This window comes from Bacillus sp. Pc3 (genome assembly GCF_000815145.1).
GTDB classification, from domain to species: Bacteria; Bacillota; Bacilli; order Bacillales; family Bacillaceae; genus Bacillus; species Bacillus velezensis.
On the sequence record NZ_CP010406.1, the window covers coordinates 2,631,927 to 2,650,895 of the forward strand.

Genomic DNA, 18,969 nt, shown 5'->3' on the forward strand with positions numbered 1-18,969 from the left:
CTTATGAATAAAAATTCTAACCGTGTTCAGTATAAAGATTTCAGTGTATGGCAGAATTTTTATGACATCTCAAAACAGGAAGAGTATTGGAAGAGGGAATTCGCTGGTGAAATTGCTAGGGTGGATTTGAAGACGGATTTCCTCCGTCCTCAAATCCAGTCTTTCAGGGGAGACAATGTTGTAGCAAAGGTAAAGGAGCCATTAAGCTCAGGGGTTAAAAATCTAGCTCTAAAGCATGGTGCTACTGAATTTATGGTTACCCTATCTGTGTTCATTCTATTATTAGCCAAATATAGTCGCCAAAAGGATATTATTGTAGGAACTACCGTGTCAGGCCGAGTTCATGCAGATACTAAGGGTATGTTGGGGATGTTTGTCAATACTCTGGTGATCAAGGGAGAAGTTAGTCCGGATGAGACCTTTGAGCATTTGATATTAGCTGTGAAGGAGAAGTGTCTGCAGGCTTATGATAACCAAGAATACCAATTTGAAGATTTAGTTGAAGCCGTAGAGGAGAAAAGAGATCTCTCAAGAAATCCAATTTTTGATTTTATGTTCGGATTAAAAGAAAAGAAAAAACCGACGGAAATGCAAGGCCTATTGGGCGGAAAAAGTGCATTCATTAAAAGAAATGTCTCAAAGTTTGACTTATCCGTTCTGGTTGAATGTATGCCAGAAGGGTATGAGATAGATTTTGAGTATTGCACAGATTTATTCAAACAAGAAACGATTGAATATATGGCAAGGCATTATGTAACGCTGCTTGAGGAAGCCATAACACATCCAGGCAAAAAGCTTAAAGATCTGCATATGCTTGATCTCAGAGAACAAGAGAAGATCTTGGTTGATTTCAATGCAACGAATGTAGAATACTCTCGAGAACAAACAGCTGTCAGCTTATTTGAGAATCAGGTAGAGAAAACAGCAGGAAATATTGCACTTAAATTTGATGATAATAAGATGACATATGCCGAGCTGAATGAAAGAGCAAATCAGTTGGCGCGAACTCTTCGGGATTTAGGAGTGGCTCCAAACGATCTAGTGGCTCTAGTGACAGAACGCAGCATGGAAATGATTGTAGGGATATTAGCCATCATCAAGGCAGGGGGAGCTTATGTACCCATCAATCCTGAATATCCAGATAATAGAATTCACTATATGCTGGAGGACAGTAGTCCAAAGATTGTATTGACGTATAAGAATAAGCTGCCAGGGAAGGTAGAGATACCAGTATTAGATTTAGAAGATGAGAATAATTATGCTAATGAAACGGACAATCTTTTGCACGTTAACAGGTCTAATGATTTAGTGTATTGTATCTACACCTCGGGTACAACTGGAAATCCTAAAGGAGTTTTAATTGAACATCGAAATGTGGTCAATATGTGGGTCACATATCAGGAGACATTTGCACTAAGCGACAAGGATACGGTGCTGCAATTTGCAAATATATCTTTTGACCAAGCGGTGGGAGATATCTTCCCTGCACTATGCAATGGTGCGGCATTATGCATTGTACCAAAACATTTAACCTATGATATGGAGCAACTACAAAAATATATCGATCGAAATAATGTTACAACAGCTTCATTGACACCTAAGTTAATAGACGGGTTGTGTGTTGACGCATTACCGACGCTTCGTTTGCTGGAGTCAGGTGGAGAGGCAGGTAGTCTAGAAAGCTTAAAAAAATGGGCGGAAAGAGTAGAAGTGCTTAACACATATGGGCCTACGGAGTCTACTGTAAATGCAACTAGTTTTAGAGTGAATACAGACTCTACTTCAATTTCCATTGGACGTCCGATTGCAAATACAAAGGTATATCTTCTAAATGAAATGGAGCTATGCGGGATTGGAATACCTGGTGAGTTGTGTATTGCAGGAGATGGTTTAGCAAGAGGTTATTTAAATCAGCCAGAATTGACAGATAAGAAGTTTATTAAGAATCCCTTCGGTGAAGGAAAACTGTACCGTACAGGAGATTTAGCACGTTGGCAGCCAGATGGAAATATAGAGTATTTAGGTCGAATAGATGATGAACAAGTGAAAGTCCGTGGTTACAGGATAGAGTTAGGTGAAATTGAAAGTGTATTAAGAAAGCAGAGTAATATTGCAGATGCTGTCGTTATTGTAAAAGAAGTTGGAAATGATGATATTCTCTGTGCATATCTCATTGCAGAAAAGGGGCAGGAACTAAGTATACCCCAAATTAAAGAAGCGGTAAGAGAAGAAGTAACAGAGTATATGATTCCTGCCTTTATGATCCAGATCGATGAATTTCCACTAACCATAAATGGGAAGCTGGATAAAACTAGGCTGCCAGAGCCAGATATGTTAGAAAGTTTGAACTACGTACCACCAAGTAATAAGACGGAGCAGGCAATCGTAGATGTATTTGAAGAAATCTTAGGAATATCTCCAGTCGGCATAGAGGATAGTTTCTTTGAACTGGGTGGACATTCGTTAAAAGCGACGGCAGCCATTAATGCCATCGAGAAGAAGACGGGAATTCGTTTGCCAGTAAAAGAGATATTTAGTTCACCAACTCCTTCCATGTTGGCGAGAAAGATTGAGGCCGCGGGAGAAGGTGAATATAGTCCAATACCACAAGCAGAACAGAGAGAAGCTTATCCAGCATCCTCTACACAGAAACGATTGTTTATTCTGGATCAGATGGAAGGTAACAGTACAGCATATAACATGGCGTCAGCGCTAGAAGTAACGGGTAACCTTGATGTAGAAAAAATACAACAAGCCATAGATCGCCTGATCCAGCGTCATGAGTCGCTGCGAACAAGTTTTGTCATGACAGAAGGAGAAACCCTTCAAGTCATTGCAGACGAGGTATTCTACCAAGTGGAATATGAAGAGACCGACAGCTACAGTGACGCTGACATGGAACAATTCGTACGCCCGTTTGACATCGGAACAGCACCGCTCATGCGTTTTAAAGTAGTGAAAGAAAGAAATCGGAACAAATATATTTTACTATTTGATATGCACCATATTATTTCCGATCATCAGACGCTCAATCTATTAATCGAAGATTTCTCACGATTGTATAACGGTGAAGAGTTACAACCACTTGAACTCCAATACAAAGATTATAGTGAATGGATGCGTGCTAGAAATCTGGAGAGTCAGAGGGATTATTGGAAAGAAGTATTTAAAGAAGAGGCACCGGTTTTGGATTTGGTGACGGACTATCCACGTCCGAAAACCCAAAGTTACAAAGGAGCACAAGTGTCTGTTCAACTTAGTAAAGAACAAAAAGTTGGAATTGAAAATATAAATAAACAAAATGGAACGACAGATTACATGACCTTACTGGCTGTATTTATGATAGAACTGCATAAATACAGCAGGCAACAAGATATAGTGGTAGGAACACCCATCTCCGGCAGGGTGCATCAGGACACCGAGACGATCGCAGGCATGTTTGTCAATACGCTGGCAATGAGAGGATATCCAAGGGGCGAGAAAACGTTCCTGGAGTTTTTAAGCGAGATAAAAGAGCTGGCCTTAAACGCGTATGAGAATCAGGAATACCCATTTGAAGAATTGGTAGAGGAAGTAGAAGTACGCCGTGATCTGTCACGCAATCCGCTGTTTGACGTGATGTTTACCATGCAGAATGACGAAGATATCCATCTTGCGATGGGCGAAGCCCAAGTAGACATGTTGGGCATTCATTTTATTGATGCCAAATTCGATTTGGATTTGCAAGCGACAGCGCATGAAGAGGGGTACGCTTTAGATCTGGTATATTGCAGTGATTTATTTACCCAGACTTCAGCACAGGTCATACTGGAGCATTTTAAGGTATTGCTGGATAGAGTGATTGCTAACCCTGATATGAAATTGTCTGAACTACACATGGTCAGTGAGGTAGAACAACAAAGAATACTAACGGTTTTCAATAATACCCATACGGAGCATACGGAGTATGCACAGCATCATACGGCAGTGGAACGATTCGAGAAACATGCGGAACAGACACCCGAGAAGACGGTAATCGAATACGAAACGGGAGTACTTCGTTATGGAGAAGTCAACCGCAAGGCCAATGCATTGGCATGGGAACTGATTTCGTTAGGTGTCCAGCCCAATGATCGAGTGGCCATCATGGCTTCACTGGGAGCGGAAACGATCATTGGCATTTTAGGCGTGCTAAAGAGTGGAGCTTCCTATGTCCCGATTGATCCAGCGACTCCGAAGGAACGAATAGAGCATATCTTAAACGATGCAGCACCCAAGGTCATTTTAACAAGAGAGAAGACTATGGAAACGGAAGTCCCATTCATCTCGATGAATCTTGAAGATCTGGGTGAGAAGGAGACAAATCCAGCGTGTGCTGTTGAAAAAAGTGACATAGCCTATGTGATTTACACATCAGGAACGACAGGAAAGCCCAAAGGTGTGGCGGTGACACGAGGCAATCTGGATCATTACTTGTCGTATGCAGATCAAGAATACCAGAAGGAAGCTTGTACGACGGTATTAATGACAAGCTTAAGTTTCGACCTTTCCGTAACGTCCTTGTTCTTACCGCTGATTAGTGGTGGATCTCTTCTATTAAAGGGAGGAGATACGGAGGAAAGGTTACGTGCAGCTTTAAAAGATAACAGGGTAACCTTCCTGAAGCTTACCCCGTCACATTTAAAAATGCTGGAAACCTATGCAGACGGCGTAGATGTGCCGAATTTAGAAACGCTGATTGTCGGTGGAGAGGAGTTCACCACAGATACGGCGTGGAAAACGCAGAAGCTATTGGGTGAAAGCGTCAAGATCCATAACGAATATGGCCCTACAGAGACTACTGTAGGATGCTGTGACTATGTCTATTCCAGCGAAAAAGATAAGGGTTTAAGTGTAGGAATCGGACATCCCATTGCCAATATGCAGCTCTATATACTGAATGAGATGGAGTTATGTGGTGTAGGCGTTCCTGGTGAGCTATGCATCGCAGGAGACGGAGTAGCCAAAGGCTATCTAAACCAGCCTGAATTAACAGCGGAGAAGTTTATCGACAATCCATATGGCGAAGGGAAGTTATACCGCTCTGGAGATTTGGCGAGATGGCTGCCTAACGGAGAGATGGAATACCTGGGAAGAATAGATGAACAGGTTAAAATCCGAGGATATCGGATCGAGTTGTACGAGATCGAGAGCGTTCTAAGGAATCAGCCGGGTATATCTGATGTAGCCGTTGTTGCATTGGAAGTAGGCGGTGACAAGAGTATATGTGCCTACCTAATCCCGACAAATCAAGAGCAGCAACTGGATATGTCTGAAATCAAAAATGATTTGAGAGACAAACTGCCTGAGTATATGTTACCTGGCTTTATGATGCAGATTGATGCCTTGCCACTGACTCCAAATGGGAAGCTGGATGCAAAAGCACTGCCAGAACCAAATGCATTAGCAGGACAGGAATATATGCCACCAAGAACTAAAACAGAGAAAGTCATTACGGACATATTTGAAGAAATCTTAGGAATATCTCCAGTCGGCATAGAGGATAGTTTCTTTGAACTGGGAGGACATTCGTTAAAAGCGACGGCAGCCATTAATGCCATCGAGAAGAAGACAGGGATTCGTTTGCCAGTAAAAGAGATATTTAGTTCACCAACTCCTGTCATGTTGTCGAGAAAGATTGAGGCCGCGGGAGAAGGCGAATATAGTCCAATACCACAAGCAGAACAGAGAGAAGCTTATCCAGCATCCTCTACACAGAAACGATTGTTTATTCTGGATCAGATGGAAGGCAACAGTACTGCATATAACATGGCGTCAGCGCTAGAAGTAACGGGTAACCTTGATTTAGAAAAAATACAACAAGCCATAGATCGTCTGATTAAGCGTCATGAGTCGCTGCGAACAAGTTTTGTAATGACCGAAGAAGGAGCATATCAAGTCATTGCAGACGAGGTATTCTACCAAGTGGAATATGAAGAGACCGACAGCTACAGTGACGCTGACATGGAACAATTTGTACGCCCGTTTGACATCGGAACAGCACCGCTCATGCGTTTTAAAGTAGTCAAAGAAAGAAATCAGAACAACTATATTTTACTATTTGATATGCACCATATTATTTCCGATCATCAGACGCTAAATCTATTAATCGAAGATTTCTCACGATTGTATAACGGTGAAGAATTACAACCACTTGAAATCCAATACAAGGATTATAGTGAATGGATGCGTGGCAGAAACCTGGAGAGTCAGAGAAACTATTGGAAAGAAGTATTCAAAGAAGAGGCACCGGTTTTGGATTTGGTGACGGACTATCCACGTCCCAAAATCCAAAGCTACAAAGGAGCCCAAGTGTCTGTTCAGCTTAGCCGAGAGCAGAAAGCTGGCATTCAAAATATAAATAAACAACAGGGAACGACAGATTACATGACCTTACTGGCTGTATTTATGATAGAACTGCATAAATACAGCAGGCAACAAGATATCGTGGTAGGAACACCCATCTCAGGCCGAGTGCATCAGGACACCGAGACAATAGCCGGCATGTTTGTCAATACGCTGGCAATGAGAGGGTATCCAAGGGGCGAGAAAACGTTCCTGGAGTTTTTAAGCGAGATAAAAGAGCTGGCCTTAAACGCGTATGAGAATCAAGAATACCCGTTTGAAGAATTGGTAGAGGAAGTAGAAGTACGCCGTGATCTGTCACGCAATCCGCTGTTTGACGTGATGTTTACCATGCAGAATAACGAGGAAATCCATCTTGCAATGGGCGAAGCACAGGTAGAGATGCTGGGCATTCCTTTCATTGATGCCAAATTTGATTTGGATTTACAAGCTACAGCGTATGAAGAGGGGTACGCTTTAGATCTGGTATATTGCAGTGATTTATTTACCGAGACTTCAGCACAGGTCATACTGGAGCATTTTAAGGTGTTGCTGGACAGGGTGATTGCTAACCCTGAAATGAAATTGTCTGAACTCTACATGGTCAGTGAGGTAGAGCAACAAAGAATACTAACGGTTTTCAATGATACCCATACGGAGTATGCACAGCATCATACGGCAGTAGAACGATTCGAGAAACATGCGGAACAGACACCCGAGAAGACGGTAATCGAATACGAAACGGGAGTACTTCGTTATGGAGAAGTCAACCGCAAGGCCAATGCATTGGCATGGGAACTGATTTCGTTAGGTGTTCAGCCCAATGATCGAGTGGCCATCATGACTACCCTGGAAGCGGAAACGATCATTGGCATTTTGGGCGTGCTAAAGAGTGGAGCCGCCTATGTCCCGATTGATCCAGCAACACCGAAGGAACGAATAGAGCATATCTTAAACGATGCAGCACCCAAGGTCATTTTAACAAGAGAGAAGACTATGGAAACGGAAGTCCCATTCATCTCGATGAATCTTGAAGATCTGGGTGAGAAGGAGACAAATCCAGCGTGTGCTGTTGAAAAAAGTGACATAGCCTATTTGATTTACACATCAGGAACGACAGGAAAGCCCAAAGGCGTGGCGGTTACACGAGGTAACTTGGATCATTACTTGTCGTATGCAGATCAAGAATACCAGAAGGAAGCTTGTACGACGGTATTAATGACAAGCTTAAGTTTCGACCTCTCCGTAACGTCCTTGTTCTTACCGCTGATTAGTGGTGGATCTCTTCTATTAAAGGGAGGAGATACGGAGGAAAGGTTACGTGCAGCTTTAAAAGATAACAGGGTAACCTTCCTGAAGCTTACCCCGTCACATTTAAAAATGCTGGAAACCTATGCAGACGGCGTAGATGTGCCGAATTTAGAAACGCTGATTGTCGGTGGAGAGGAGTTCACCACAGATACGGCGTGGAAAACGCAGAAGCTATTGGGTGAAAGCGTCAAGATCCATAACGAATATGGCCCTACAGAGACTACTGTAGGATGCTGTGACTATGTCTATTCCAGCGAAAAAGATAAGGGTTTAAGTGTAGGAATCGGACATCCCATTGCCAATATGCAGCTCTATATACTGAATGAGATGGAGTTATGTGGTGTAGGCGTTCCTGGTGAGCTATGCATCGCAGGAGACGGAGTAGCCAAAGGCTATCTAAACCAGCCTGAATTAACAGCGGAGAAGTTTATCGACAATCCATATGGCGAAGGGAAGTTATACCGCTCTGGAGATTTGGCGAGATGGCTGCCTAACGGAGAGATGGAATACCTGGGAAGAATAGATGAACAGGTTAAAATCCGAGGATATCGGATCGAGTTGTACGAGATCGAGAGCGTTCTAAGGAATCAGCCGGGTATATCTGATGTAGCCGTTGTTGCATTGGAAGTAGGCGGTGACAAGAGTATATGTGCCTACCTAATCCCGACAAATCAAGAGCAGCAACTGGATATGTCTGAAATCAAAAATGATTTGAGAGACAAACTGCCTGAGTATATGTTACCTGGCTTTATGATGCAGATTGATGCCTTGCCACTGACTCCAAATGGGAAGCTGGATGCAAAAGCACTGCCAGAACTAAATGCATTAGCAGGACAGGAATATATGCCACCAAGAACTAAAACAGAGAAAGTCATTACGGACATATTTGAAGAAATCTTAGGAATATCTCCAGTCGGAATAGAAGACAGTTTCTTTGAACTTGGCGGAGATTCTATTAAAGCGATTAAGGCCGTTTCGAAGTTACGGGAAAAAGGTTATAAGCTTTCTTTCGCCGCATTAATGTATCAGCAGACCCCAAGAAAGATTGGGGAAAATATTCAAATGGGAGAAGTAAATCAAGTATACGAACAGGGAGAAATCAATGGGGCAAGTCCATTAACCCCTATACAACTAGAATTTTTCAATAAGAATCACGTCGTACCTAATCATTATAATCAGGCCTTAATGTTAAGAAGTGATGAGCCATTTGACATACCTAGTTTAAAGACAGCAATTACTGAAATCATTAAACATCATGACGCTTTAAGAAATGTATATGACGGACAACGTCAAATCACGCTGTCTACAGAGGAAAGCAAGCTATATGATTGGTATGAAAAAGATTATACAAAAGTGCAAGATGTATCGAAAGAGATAGAGTATGCCAGCGATAAATTACAGGCAAGCATAGACCTAGCCACCGGGCCTTTAGTAAAAGTAGGGCTGTTCCATTCAGACAGTGGAGATCATTTACTAATTTGTGTACATCATCTGGTCATAGACGGTGTATCATGGAGAATTCTGCTGGAGGATTTATTTAGTGGATATCGACAAATACAAGAGACAGGTAAAATCACGCTGCCAATGAAAACGGCTTCGTACAAGGAATGGGCGAATGCTTTAACACAATATGCTAAGAGTGAAGTGCTTTCAGATGAAATAGCATACTGGAAAAATATATCGGATAAATCAAATAGTACTGAGACATTCAAGAGTACACAAACAGCAAGTGGTCAATATAAAAATAAAGTAGTGAAAGTGGACTCTGAAACGACGAAAAAGCTGTTGCTCGAAGCTGGAAAGACATATAAAACAGAAATAAACGACTTGTTACTGGCATCGCTGACCATTGCAGTAAAAGAATGGAGAAACTCTAAGTACCTAACCATAGAAATGGAGGGTCACGGGAGAGAGACAATAGATAGAGAGATCGCCATCGATCGTACAGTTGGTTGGTTTACAAGTGTATATCCTATTATTTTGGAGACAAAAGATACTGTTGAAGAAAGCATTTTGGAGGCAAAACAAACATTGAAACAGGTCCCTAATCATGGAATTGGATATGGAATTTTGAGATATCTTGGTGAGCATAGCGGACTTGAGATGAGCGCAGCAATAACATTCAATTATCTTGGAGAATTGGATAACGAGATAGACAGAATTGAAGGAATATCCATGTCGGGAATGCCATTAGGAAGAAGTATGTCAGAAAAAAATTCATCAGGAATGGGATTGTCTCTAAATGGGGCTGTTTTAAATGGGCAACTTGAATTTGACATCATATATGATACTGGATTGTATACTGACGAGGATGCTCAAACATTGGTATTGGCATATGAAAGAGCAATTAAGGATGTTGTCGAAACGTGTTTAACCAGAAAAGGAACAGTAAAAATGCCATTAGATGAAACATTAATTGGTGATAACCGTGATGGCGATCTAAAGTGCATGATACAAAAACAGTTGAATTATTATGGAGATAACTATATTAAAACACGTTCTACTTTAGAATGTCCTGTATTGACAGGACAGGAGGACTTCTTGCGACCGGATACAGAAATTATTACTGAAATCATAACAATAGAAGGAACGGCAGAGAACGCTTCTTTATCACTCAGAGGAATAATTTCCAGGCAGGGGGCATTAAGAACGAAATTAAATCAAAAAATGACCTATTTAGAAGAATACGATTATTCAGATGAGTGGGAAATTCCAGTAGTGAAAGGAACCTTAGAATTATCTGCAGAACAATTTAAAGAAATTGTGAATGAAATGAGTTTTCTAACTGATGATAAGCTGTTATCTAGATTTTTAATCGTAGAAATAGATGCAGATCATTGCTTAGTACTTAGTGCAATTCATCATTTAATATGGGATGGAGTCTCACAAGATTTGTTTAAGGTTATGCTTCATGAAACTTTGAACAACAGACTTACCACTCCCTATAACTATTCTTTCATAGAATATTGCAAAATGATTAAAAAGAAAGTTGACGAACTGGAAATTCCAGATGCTCAAGAGTCTAACATGGAAGAGTATATTGAAGCTGCTAAACAATCAGCTGATTTGGTCTCTCGACGAGACACTAAGAGGTCTACAGAAATTCATGTAAAACTAAATGAGTTACAATATCAGAAATTTAGCGAACAACCCATTAATACAGCAGTAGAATTTATATCAAGGCTTATGTATAGTGACTTACCTGAAGAATTAAATAACATCCCTGTTTCTGTTTTGACACATAACAGAGATGAATTCAATAAGGAAATGTTGGGGCTAACTTTAAATTTAGATTATTCAATTTATGATAGGAAAAGTAAAACGCAAAAACAGCTTTTATCAACATCAGAAAAATCGAGTATTAATCAATCTGCAATTACAGAAAAGTTGTTTCTTATAGCACAAAAGTACGATTTTAATGAAATGTCCCACCGCATTCCAATCATTAATTATCAGGGAGTCCTTGATAAGTTTGCAAGTAGAGATGACATATCACTTGAGAAGATGTTTTTACAAACACAGATTATAGAGTCTGAAGATTTTGGAGTTAGCATGCACTTTTACATTCAAAATAGTACTCTAATTGCTCGCATTACAGGCATTACAATTGAAGAAGAGCTCCTTAATGATGTCATGAAGAATATTTAATGTTGTATCTTACCCGTAAAACCACCCGCTATGCGGGTGGAGGGGTCATAAAAAGACATATGATGCCAGATCATGTGCATATGCTCGCGGTCCCACCCAACATATCTGAAATATGCACATGATCTAGCAATAAACAATTGGAGTGTAAATTAGACATGCTCTAAATGAAATTAGAAACAAGAAGGGGGCTTAGAGTATGAATGAAAAAATTTCAAAAAGCATATACAAAAAGAATATAGGCTTATTTATTTTGTCCTGCTTACTTGGTATCATGACATCTATTCTGTTTATTGCATTGGCAATTATACTACAAAAGTTTATTGATTATTCTATTAATAAAGATATTGACAATATCATTAAGGTGACTACTGTTTCCGTTATTTTATTGCCTTTAGGTGCAGTGGGAATGTATGTGGGGTATGCTGTTAAAAATTTATATACAAAAAGGGCAACGTTAAACCTGAAAAATACCCTTGTTGAAAATATTTTGCGGTTAGATATGAGAAGTTTCAACAAGGAGAGTAATGGAACCTACATATCACGATTGTCAAATGATATAACGATAATTCAAAACGATTATATAAAAGGGACCGTGGAAATATTTGTTCAGCTAGCTATGCTTGTAGGTGGAGTGCTTGCGATGTTTATCATTAATTCATTCCTTGCATTGAGTATATTACTCACTTGTATCATTCCACTTGCAGTTTCGAGTATATTTAATAATCGTATGCAAAAAGCACAAGGTGAAGTGGCTGAGCAAAATAAAAATTATGTATCTTTCATTAAAGATATATTGTCTGGAAATCAGGTTGTTAAGAGCTTTAACATCGAAAAGGAGATTTTTGAAAGGGCAAAGGCAAAGGCGAACAAGCAGGAAAAAGCAAAAATGGTATACGAAAATCTGTTGTCACTCATTATGTCACTTACTGATATTTCAACTTTTCTTGTTGCTGTAGTCATATTTATTGTGGGTACTCAGCAGCTAATGAAAGGAGAAATTACAGTAGGAGAGATTATGGCTTTTATTCAATTGTTAAATTGTGTAACAGTTCCCATTAATAGACTCATAACCGGTTTTACCAAAAGGAAGGCCAGTCGGGCTTTATTAATGAATTTCAATAAAATTGGAGAGGCAAAAACGGATCAAACTCAAAGAATTGATATCCCTAAATTCAGTAATAAAATTTCTCTAAATGGGCTTTCGTTAAGCGTAGATGGGAAAAAAATTTTAGATGATATTAATTTTGAATTTGAATATGGAAAGTCTTATGCCATTGTAGGAACAAGTGGGAGTGGAAAGACAACCTTATTAAAGATGTTGACTGGGTTTTATGATGGGTATGAAGGAAATATCAGGTATGACGGGGTAGATCTTGAGAAAATAAGTGATCAGTCCATTTTCCAAAACGTTAGTTTTATTCATCAGGACTGTTTTATCTTTGATGATACGATTGAACAAAATATTAAATTGTTTCGTGAATGTAACACAGATGAGTTTGAGCAAGTAATAAAGAAGAGTATGTTACAGAAATTGATTCATGACAGAGGCGGCTTTGATGTATTATGTGGAGAAAATGGAATCCATTTTTCAGGTGGGGAAAAACAGAGAATTTCTATAGCAAGAGCACTCCTGAGAAAATCACCTATATTACTTATGGACGAGGCGACTTCAGCGTTGGACAATCAAACAGCTAGTGACCTTGAGTGTATGTTAAGTGAAATGCAGGGCATTACGAGAATTTCCATTACTCATAGGCTGGATGAATCAATTCTTAGTGGATATGATGAAATTGTCTTATTGAATAATGGGAAAATTGAAGAACATGGCACGTATCATAAATTAATGGAAGCCAAACAAAGATTTTATGCATTGAGTATGTTGAGTAGACATAATAATGATCTTTTAATAGAGAAAGGTATAACTAGTCTTGTATTTTAAATCTTGTATAAGATGAAAGGGGTGTCGTACGGATGGAGCAAATCGCAGTTGTTGGGTGTGGCGGAATGATCGGTGAAGTCATCTGTAAGAACTTATGTAAAGACTTTATTGTTAAGGGCGGACAGCGGCGTGAACCTACAGCATTAATGAACCTTAATAATTTTAACTACCAATTACTGGATGTTTCTGACTGGGAGAACTTGATTGCGTTCTGTACTGATTGTACGGTTGTCATTAATTGTGCAGGGCCTGAATTTATAATTAAAGATAGAGTTGCTCAGGCAGCTATGGAAGTAGGAGCAAAATATGTCGATGCTTCCAATGCTTTATTATTGAGTCAGGAGCAAATAGAGCTTAAAGCTAACGGTGTAAATTACATAGGAGCTGGTTTTTGTCCTGGAATTACAGGTCTGCTATTAAAACGAGTAATAAATCATTTATTAGACGAAACGAAGTATGTGAATTGTTATATTGGTGGTGCGGAACATTATACGAAAACTTCTATCTCAGATATATTAATGAGTGGCCATAGTGTAATTGGAAAAACAGATTCTTATTGGAGTGATCATTGTGTAAAAACGGAAAATATAAATATGATGAAGAAAGAATTTGTACCTGAAGTGGATGTCCCTGTCTATAAGAAACCGTATTTAAGTCAAGAGATCATTGATATTCTGGAAGTTAGTTCGGTACAAGAACTCCACTGGTACAATATAGCAGCAAATGATAATATTTTTCGTTTAGCAATGCAATTTTATCAAATGCAACTTGAGTCTTCGGTTGAAGAAGCCCTGAAAAAACTAGATATTCGTTTAGAGGAGCAACCTAAAGAGGAATGGATAGCTTTAGTCATTGATGCTACAGGAGTGAAAAATGGAAAGGATGTTAGGTGCAGATTGAATTTACAAATGGAAACGAGTTCAGAGTTAACGGGTACAGTGGCTGCTGAAATCGCCCGACAAGTTATTTCAAGTAATAGACCTAATGGTACCTACTGGGCTTATGAAGTACTTCCTATAGATTTTATGAATCAATATGTTTTTTCTAATAAGCATGATTTTTATGAGGAAAAGTATGTTGAAATAAAGAAATGATATGACTAGGTTACATGGCGTACATCTGATATTTATTGGATAGGGGGAGTACATTATAAAAAAGCTTTTACTTAAGAGATTACCGTTGATTTCACTTGGAGTTATAGCTTACATACTGACAATATACGCGCAGAACCAACAGGATTGGGCGGAAAAATACAGTAGGTCTGTATATCCGTTATTGTCAAAAATAGTAGGATTTGTACCTTCTTGGGTCAAGTTTTCTGTTAGTGAATGGCTCGTCGTGTTGGTTGTGTTACTTTTTCTATTTTATATCGTTTATTATGTGCGCAAGGTTATCATGAGTAAAGGTGTACGTAGGATGGTAGTTTATCGTGGTGCTCTAGGAATAGTTACGATCTGTAGCGTGATATATTTTTGTTATACTATTTTGGGTGGAATAAACTATTACAGATATTCTTTTTTGTCTTATACCGAATATAAAGAAGAGAACTACAGCAAGGAGGAACTGGTCAAATTGAGTAAGTCGCTTGCCGTTGAAATGGGATTGGCAAGGGAAAAGTTAGCGGACACTGATCTTTTGGCTCAAGTACCGGAGGTTTTTGATTATTATGCACAACACGCAGTGTTCTCGATGCAAATGTTATCAAAGGAATATCCTATTTTGGAGCATTCTTTATACTCAACACCAAAACCAGTTGTGATGTCAAAGCTAATGTCGCATGCAGGGATAAATGGTATCTTTGTCCCTTTTACTTATGAATCCAATATCAATGTTAATGTGCCCGTTTTCTTGGTGCCTGCTACTATGGCACATGAATTGGCACATCAGAGTGGTTTCATGCATGAGGATGAGGCAAATTTTATAGCATATCTGGCATGTAAGCAGCAGGATGATCCAATGATACTTTACAGTGGTTTTTTTCTAGCATTTGATTATTCTATATCTGAGCTAAAGAAAGTGGATCCAGATCAGGCGTCTGATATAATGTCCAGTCTGTCCAAGGCGGTGCAGCATGATATAGAACAAAATGAGCAGTACCGGGATAAGTATGAGGGTGTTATTTCAAGTATTTCAAGAAATGTAAATGATGTATATCTGAAGGCAAATAATCAGACAGACGGTATGAATAGCTATAGTGATATGGTGAATTTGTTGCTGGCAGAGCAGCGAGAGATAGAGAAGTACAATTAAATGTATCTTGAATACTTATAGGTTTATATAGTAATGATAGTGGGCTCAAGTTGAACATAGGAGTGAGTGAAATAAATAAAATAAAAGTATTTCCTATTCCATATGCTGGAGCGTCGGTAAATGCATATTATGAATGGAAAAAACTACTGCCGGATAGATATGAATTGTGTATATGTGAATTGGCTGGAAGAGGAACTCGATTCACAGAGCCTTGTTACCAGTCTGTTGGTGAAGCAAGTGAAGATATCGCCAAAAGAATAAGTGAACAATTAGAATATGACGATGAATATGTTATATTTGGACACAGCATGGGAGCCTTATTGACTTATGAGATATATTATAAACTTAAGCAAATGGGAACTAAGGAACCAAGGCATCTGTTTTTTTCTGGGCGAGATGCTCCACATATTTTTGAAAAGAGAGAAGACATTGAAAATATGACTAATGAAACTTTCTTGACAAAGGTGGAACAATATGGGGGAATACCAGAGGAGTTTTATACAAAAGAGATTATGGATATGTTTCTTCCGATTTTGCGAGCAGATTTTATAATTTTGGACAATTATAAGTTTCAGCCTAAAGCAGAAAAAATAAGTTGTGGAGTAAGCGTTTTTTATGCGGATAGCGATTTTTCGACTCATATCAATGAAATGCATAAATGGAGTGAAGTTGTTGAAGGAAACGTGAAATTTCATAAGTTTAAAGGAGAACATTTTTTTTTGAATCGGTATCCTAATGATATTGTAAATACTATTGTTAAAGATACAGAGACTTAAAATATTTACCAGGCCACCCACCTGGATCGCCTGGAAATACGGGGGTAATCTCCCCCATTAATTCTATTTTGAATTAATTCAAATGAGAGAAACGTTAAAGTCTCAAGTAGTTGGTGTAAAAAAGAACTGTGCCTTTTGACAAGGGAAGCCACGGTATGATTCTACTAAAGTGACGCGACTCAACTTTAGAAGGAGGATCAAAACAGTGGCTTCTATAGATGAATCTCACAAAAATAAAAATTTAGACTTTCTTTTCTTTGTACAGTTTGAATGTGTTTTGAAATATTATATTTAAAATAAATTTTATCAGTCTGAGAATCCTTCAATGATTGTTACTTAATTTGCTTAATTATAAAAGTAATATTCAATAATTGTTTTAGGTAGGTTTTAGTAAGGAGAATTATGAAAAAAATTAAGAAAAAACATTGGAAATAATAAGCTTTCAGTTTTATTAATTATGAAAAATCACATATAAAAAGCCTGGTGCCGCTAACAACACGGCGGCCGGGCTTTTTTTTACGGCCGGATTACGATGTCAGCGCCGAACTTGATCGGAACTCTCAGCCATTTACATTCCCCTTTTCTCTTGTAAATCAAAAGATTCTCATAGAGCAAACGGCATTGCGGTGACACTTTGAGAGAGAAAATGAAGAAGGAAAACTAGAAAAGGTTCCGGAAAGCAGATGCTTACGGAACCTTTTTCGTTATGCCGAATGGCTTTTTTTCGTCTGAACGGTTTCCCCGGACTTGATACCAAGCGATACGAACAAGCCGATCACAGAAACTCCGATCAATATGATAAACAGAATATGAAACCCGGAGATTAAACCGATCAGCGCTGAAGAAATAATGCTTCCGAAATAACGGAAGGTGGAGAAAATCCCGGATGCGATGCCGGACATGCCCGGTTCTACCGTCGCAAGAGAAGATACCTGCATGCTCGTCAGCCCCGCACCTGACGCGATGCCTCCGACAATAAGCGATGCCATAAGAAACGGAACGGAATGGGAATAAACCAAAAGAAAAAATAAGAGATTGGCTACGGCCATCAGCCCGAAGGACAGAAAAATCATTCTTCGCGCGCCCCATTTCTGATGCAGCTGAGCTCCGCCCCAGTTGCTGGCGGACATGAAAACAGAAAAGACTGACAGCGCCATGCCGCTGTGCGATGTATTCATGCTGAAGTGGCCGGTCATAAAGAGCGGCATAATCAATAACACGGCGTACATCATTAAATTGCTTAACAGAACCGACAGATTGGCGCTCGTAAAGGTCGTGTTTTTAAACAGATCAAAATCAATAATCGGATGTTTCGTGCGCAGCTCCCGCCTGAAAAATAGCGGAACAAATACGAGAATGAGCAGTGCGTACACCCAATAGCCCAAAGAGCTTTCATTTTTCGTCAGAAGAATAATAGATACAATGCTTCCGGCAAGCAAAACGGACCCGATGATATCAAGCGGAGCGTCAGACGTTTCTTCTTTATATTTAGGAAACATCACTAATGCCGTCACGAGTGCGATTGCAAGAAACGGAATGTTGACCCAAAAGATCGAATGCCAGCTGAAGCTCTCAATTAAAAGAGAGCCGATAAACGGACCGAGAGCCGCTCCCAGCCCGGCACCGAGGCCGAAAAAGCCGAATACTTTCGGAAGCCGTTTTTCAGACACGACATGGCGGATGATGGCGATGCTGTTTGGCGTAAGCAAAGCGCCGCCGGCAGCCTGAAGCGCCCGGAAGAAAATCAATAAGAAAAGACTTGGCGAGAGGGCGCACCCCAATGATGCGATGAGAAAAAGGCCGACGCCCCATAAATACATTTTTTTGTTTCCGTACATATCACCGAGCTTGCCGGCAATGGGCTGTGTCACGGCCATCACGATTAAATACACGGTCACTACCCATGTGATGCTGGCAATTGATTCGCTGAATGAGCGGGAAATGGATGAAAGGGCGACTGCGATCATCGTAGAATTGATGGGAACGAGTATGGCTCCCAGCAAAAGCGAAACGATCAGCGCCCATTCTTTCTTTGAACCCATCCTTCATCCTCCTTGGAGCCGGAAAATGACCGGCCGGTAATGCCTTTCATGAAAATCTCAGTGCTGTGTTTCAGCATCGTTTCCTCAGAGAGAGTGATGACTCTTTTCCCCAGCTGCAGCCGGTGTATAAAATAACCGAAAATCATCGTCATAAAGACGTCTGCATTAGCTTCTTCACTGCCGGGGCTTATCATATTTTTCTTTGTCAGCTCCTTAAAGTAAACGATTAAATGCTTTTTCACGGATTGCGGATATACGACAATATCCTGCAGGACGTCTTCGAATAGTTCCGGTTCGCGCAGGCAGATGCGGAACACTTCTTTTTTTTGTTCCAATTGCTGAAGAAGGGTCGCGGCGAAATGAAGAAGATCCTCATACAGATCGCCTTCCGCCTTAGTGATCATGCTTTCCGGAACCGGCGTCTGCTGTTCAATCATGGCTTTCATTAATCCTTGTTTGTTTTTAAAATTACGGAAAATCGTTGCTTCGCTTACTTTTGCTTTTTCTGCGATTTCTTTTGTTGTCGCTGCGCGGTATCCTTTTTGGATGATCAGATTCATCGCGGCGTCAATAATTCTCTTGTTCGTCGTTCTCAACATGTTTCACCTCGCGTAAATACTGGCAGGACAAGTATACACCC

At 39.9% G+C, this 18,969-nt stretch carries 7 protein-coding genes; 5 read left to right on the forward strand and 2 right to left on the reverse strand.

Annotation, left to right across the window (positions count from 1 at the left end; all coding sequences use genetic code 11):
- Positions 1 to 3 precede the first annotated feature (3 nt).
- From SB24_RS20525 to SB24_RS12550, 5 genes are all read left to right on the forward strand, one after another.
- A complete protein-coding gene (locus tag SB24_RS20525) occupies positions 4 to 11,322 on the forward strand; it encodes a non-ribosomal peptide synthetase (RefSeq protein ID WP_052250235.1) in 11,319 nt (3,772 codons plus the stop codon).
- Positions 11,323 to 11,518: 196 nt separating this feature from the next.
- Positions 11,519 to 13,261: an ABC transporter ATP-binding protein gene (locus SB24_RS12535; protein ID WP_015418320.1), complete on the forward strand. Its 1,743-nt coding sequence runs from the start codon at positions 11,519 to 11,521 to the stop codon at positions 13,259 to 13,261.
- A gap of 32 nt (positions 13,262 to 13,293) precedes the next feature.
- The gene (locus SB24_RS12540) at positions 13,294 to 14,355 is read left to right on the forward strand and encodes a saccharopine dehydrogenase NADP-binding domain-containing protein (protein WP_015418319.1); all 1,062 of its coding nucleotides are present in this window, start codon (positions 13,294 to 13,296) and stop codon (positions 14,353 to 14,355) included.
- 85 nt (positions 14,356 to 14,440) lie between these two features.
- Positions 14,441 to 15,511, forward strand: coding sequence for a DUF3810 domain-containing protein (locus SB24_RS12545; protein ID WP_039253672.1), 1,071 nt, complete (start codon positions 14,441 to 14,443; stop codon positions 15,509 to 15,511).
- 50 nt (positions 15,512 to 15,561) lie between these two features.
- Positions 15,562 to 16,287, forward strand: a complete 726-nt coding sequence (locus tag SB24_RS12550) for a thioesterase II family protein (RefSeq protein ID WP_039253674.1) — start codon at positions 15,562 to 15,564, stop codon at positions 16,285 to 16,287.
- A 704-nt stretch (positions 16,288 to 16,991) separates the two neighbouring features.
- On the opposite strand, the gene SB24_RS12555 is transcribed toward SB24_RS12550, so the two are convergent.
- Together SB24_RS12555 and SB24_RS12560 are read right to left on the reverse strand one after the other, a co-directional pair.
- Positions 16,992 to 18,329 (reverse strand): MFS transporter, encoded by a 1,338-nt coding sequence (locus SB24_RS12555; RefSeq protein ID WP_015418317.1) that lies wholly within the window; start codon positions 18,327 to 18,329, stop codon positions 16,992 to 16,994.
- Positions 18,302 to 18,925 (reverse strand): TetR/AcrR family transcriptional regulator, encoded by a 624-nt coding sequence (locus SB24_RS12560; RefSeq protein WP_015240677.1) that lies wholly within the window; start codon positions 18,923 to 18,925, stop codon positions 18,302 to 18,304. Before SB24_RS12560 ends, SB24_RS12555 begins: the two co-directional genes overlap by 28 nt.
- Between the last annotated feature and the right edge of the window lie 44 nt (positions 18,926 to 18,969).

What these genes read in the sequence shown, in the direction of transcription:
- SB24_RS20525 (WP_052250235.1), top strand. Translation starts at nt 4, where the DNA reads ATGAATAAAAATTCTAACCGTGTTCAGTATAAAGATTTCAGTGTATGG.
- SB24_RS12535 (WP_015418320.1), top strand. Translation starts at nt 11,519, where the DNA reads ATGAATGAAAAAATTTCAAAAAGCATATACAAAAAGAATATAGGCTTA.
- SB24_RS12540 (WP_015418319.1), top strand. Translation starts at nt 13,294, where the DNA reads ATGGAGCAAATCGCAGTTGTTGGGTGTGGCGGAATGATCGGTGAAGTC.
- SB24_RS12555 (WP_015418317.1), bottom strand. Translation starts at nt 18,329, where the DNA reads ATGGGTTCAAAGAAAGAATGGGCGCTGATCGTTTCGCTTTTGCTGGGA.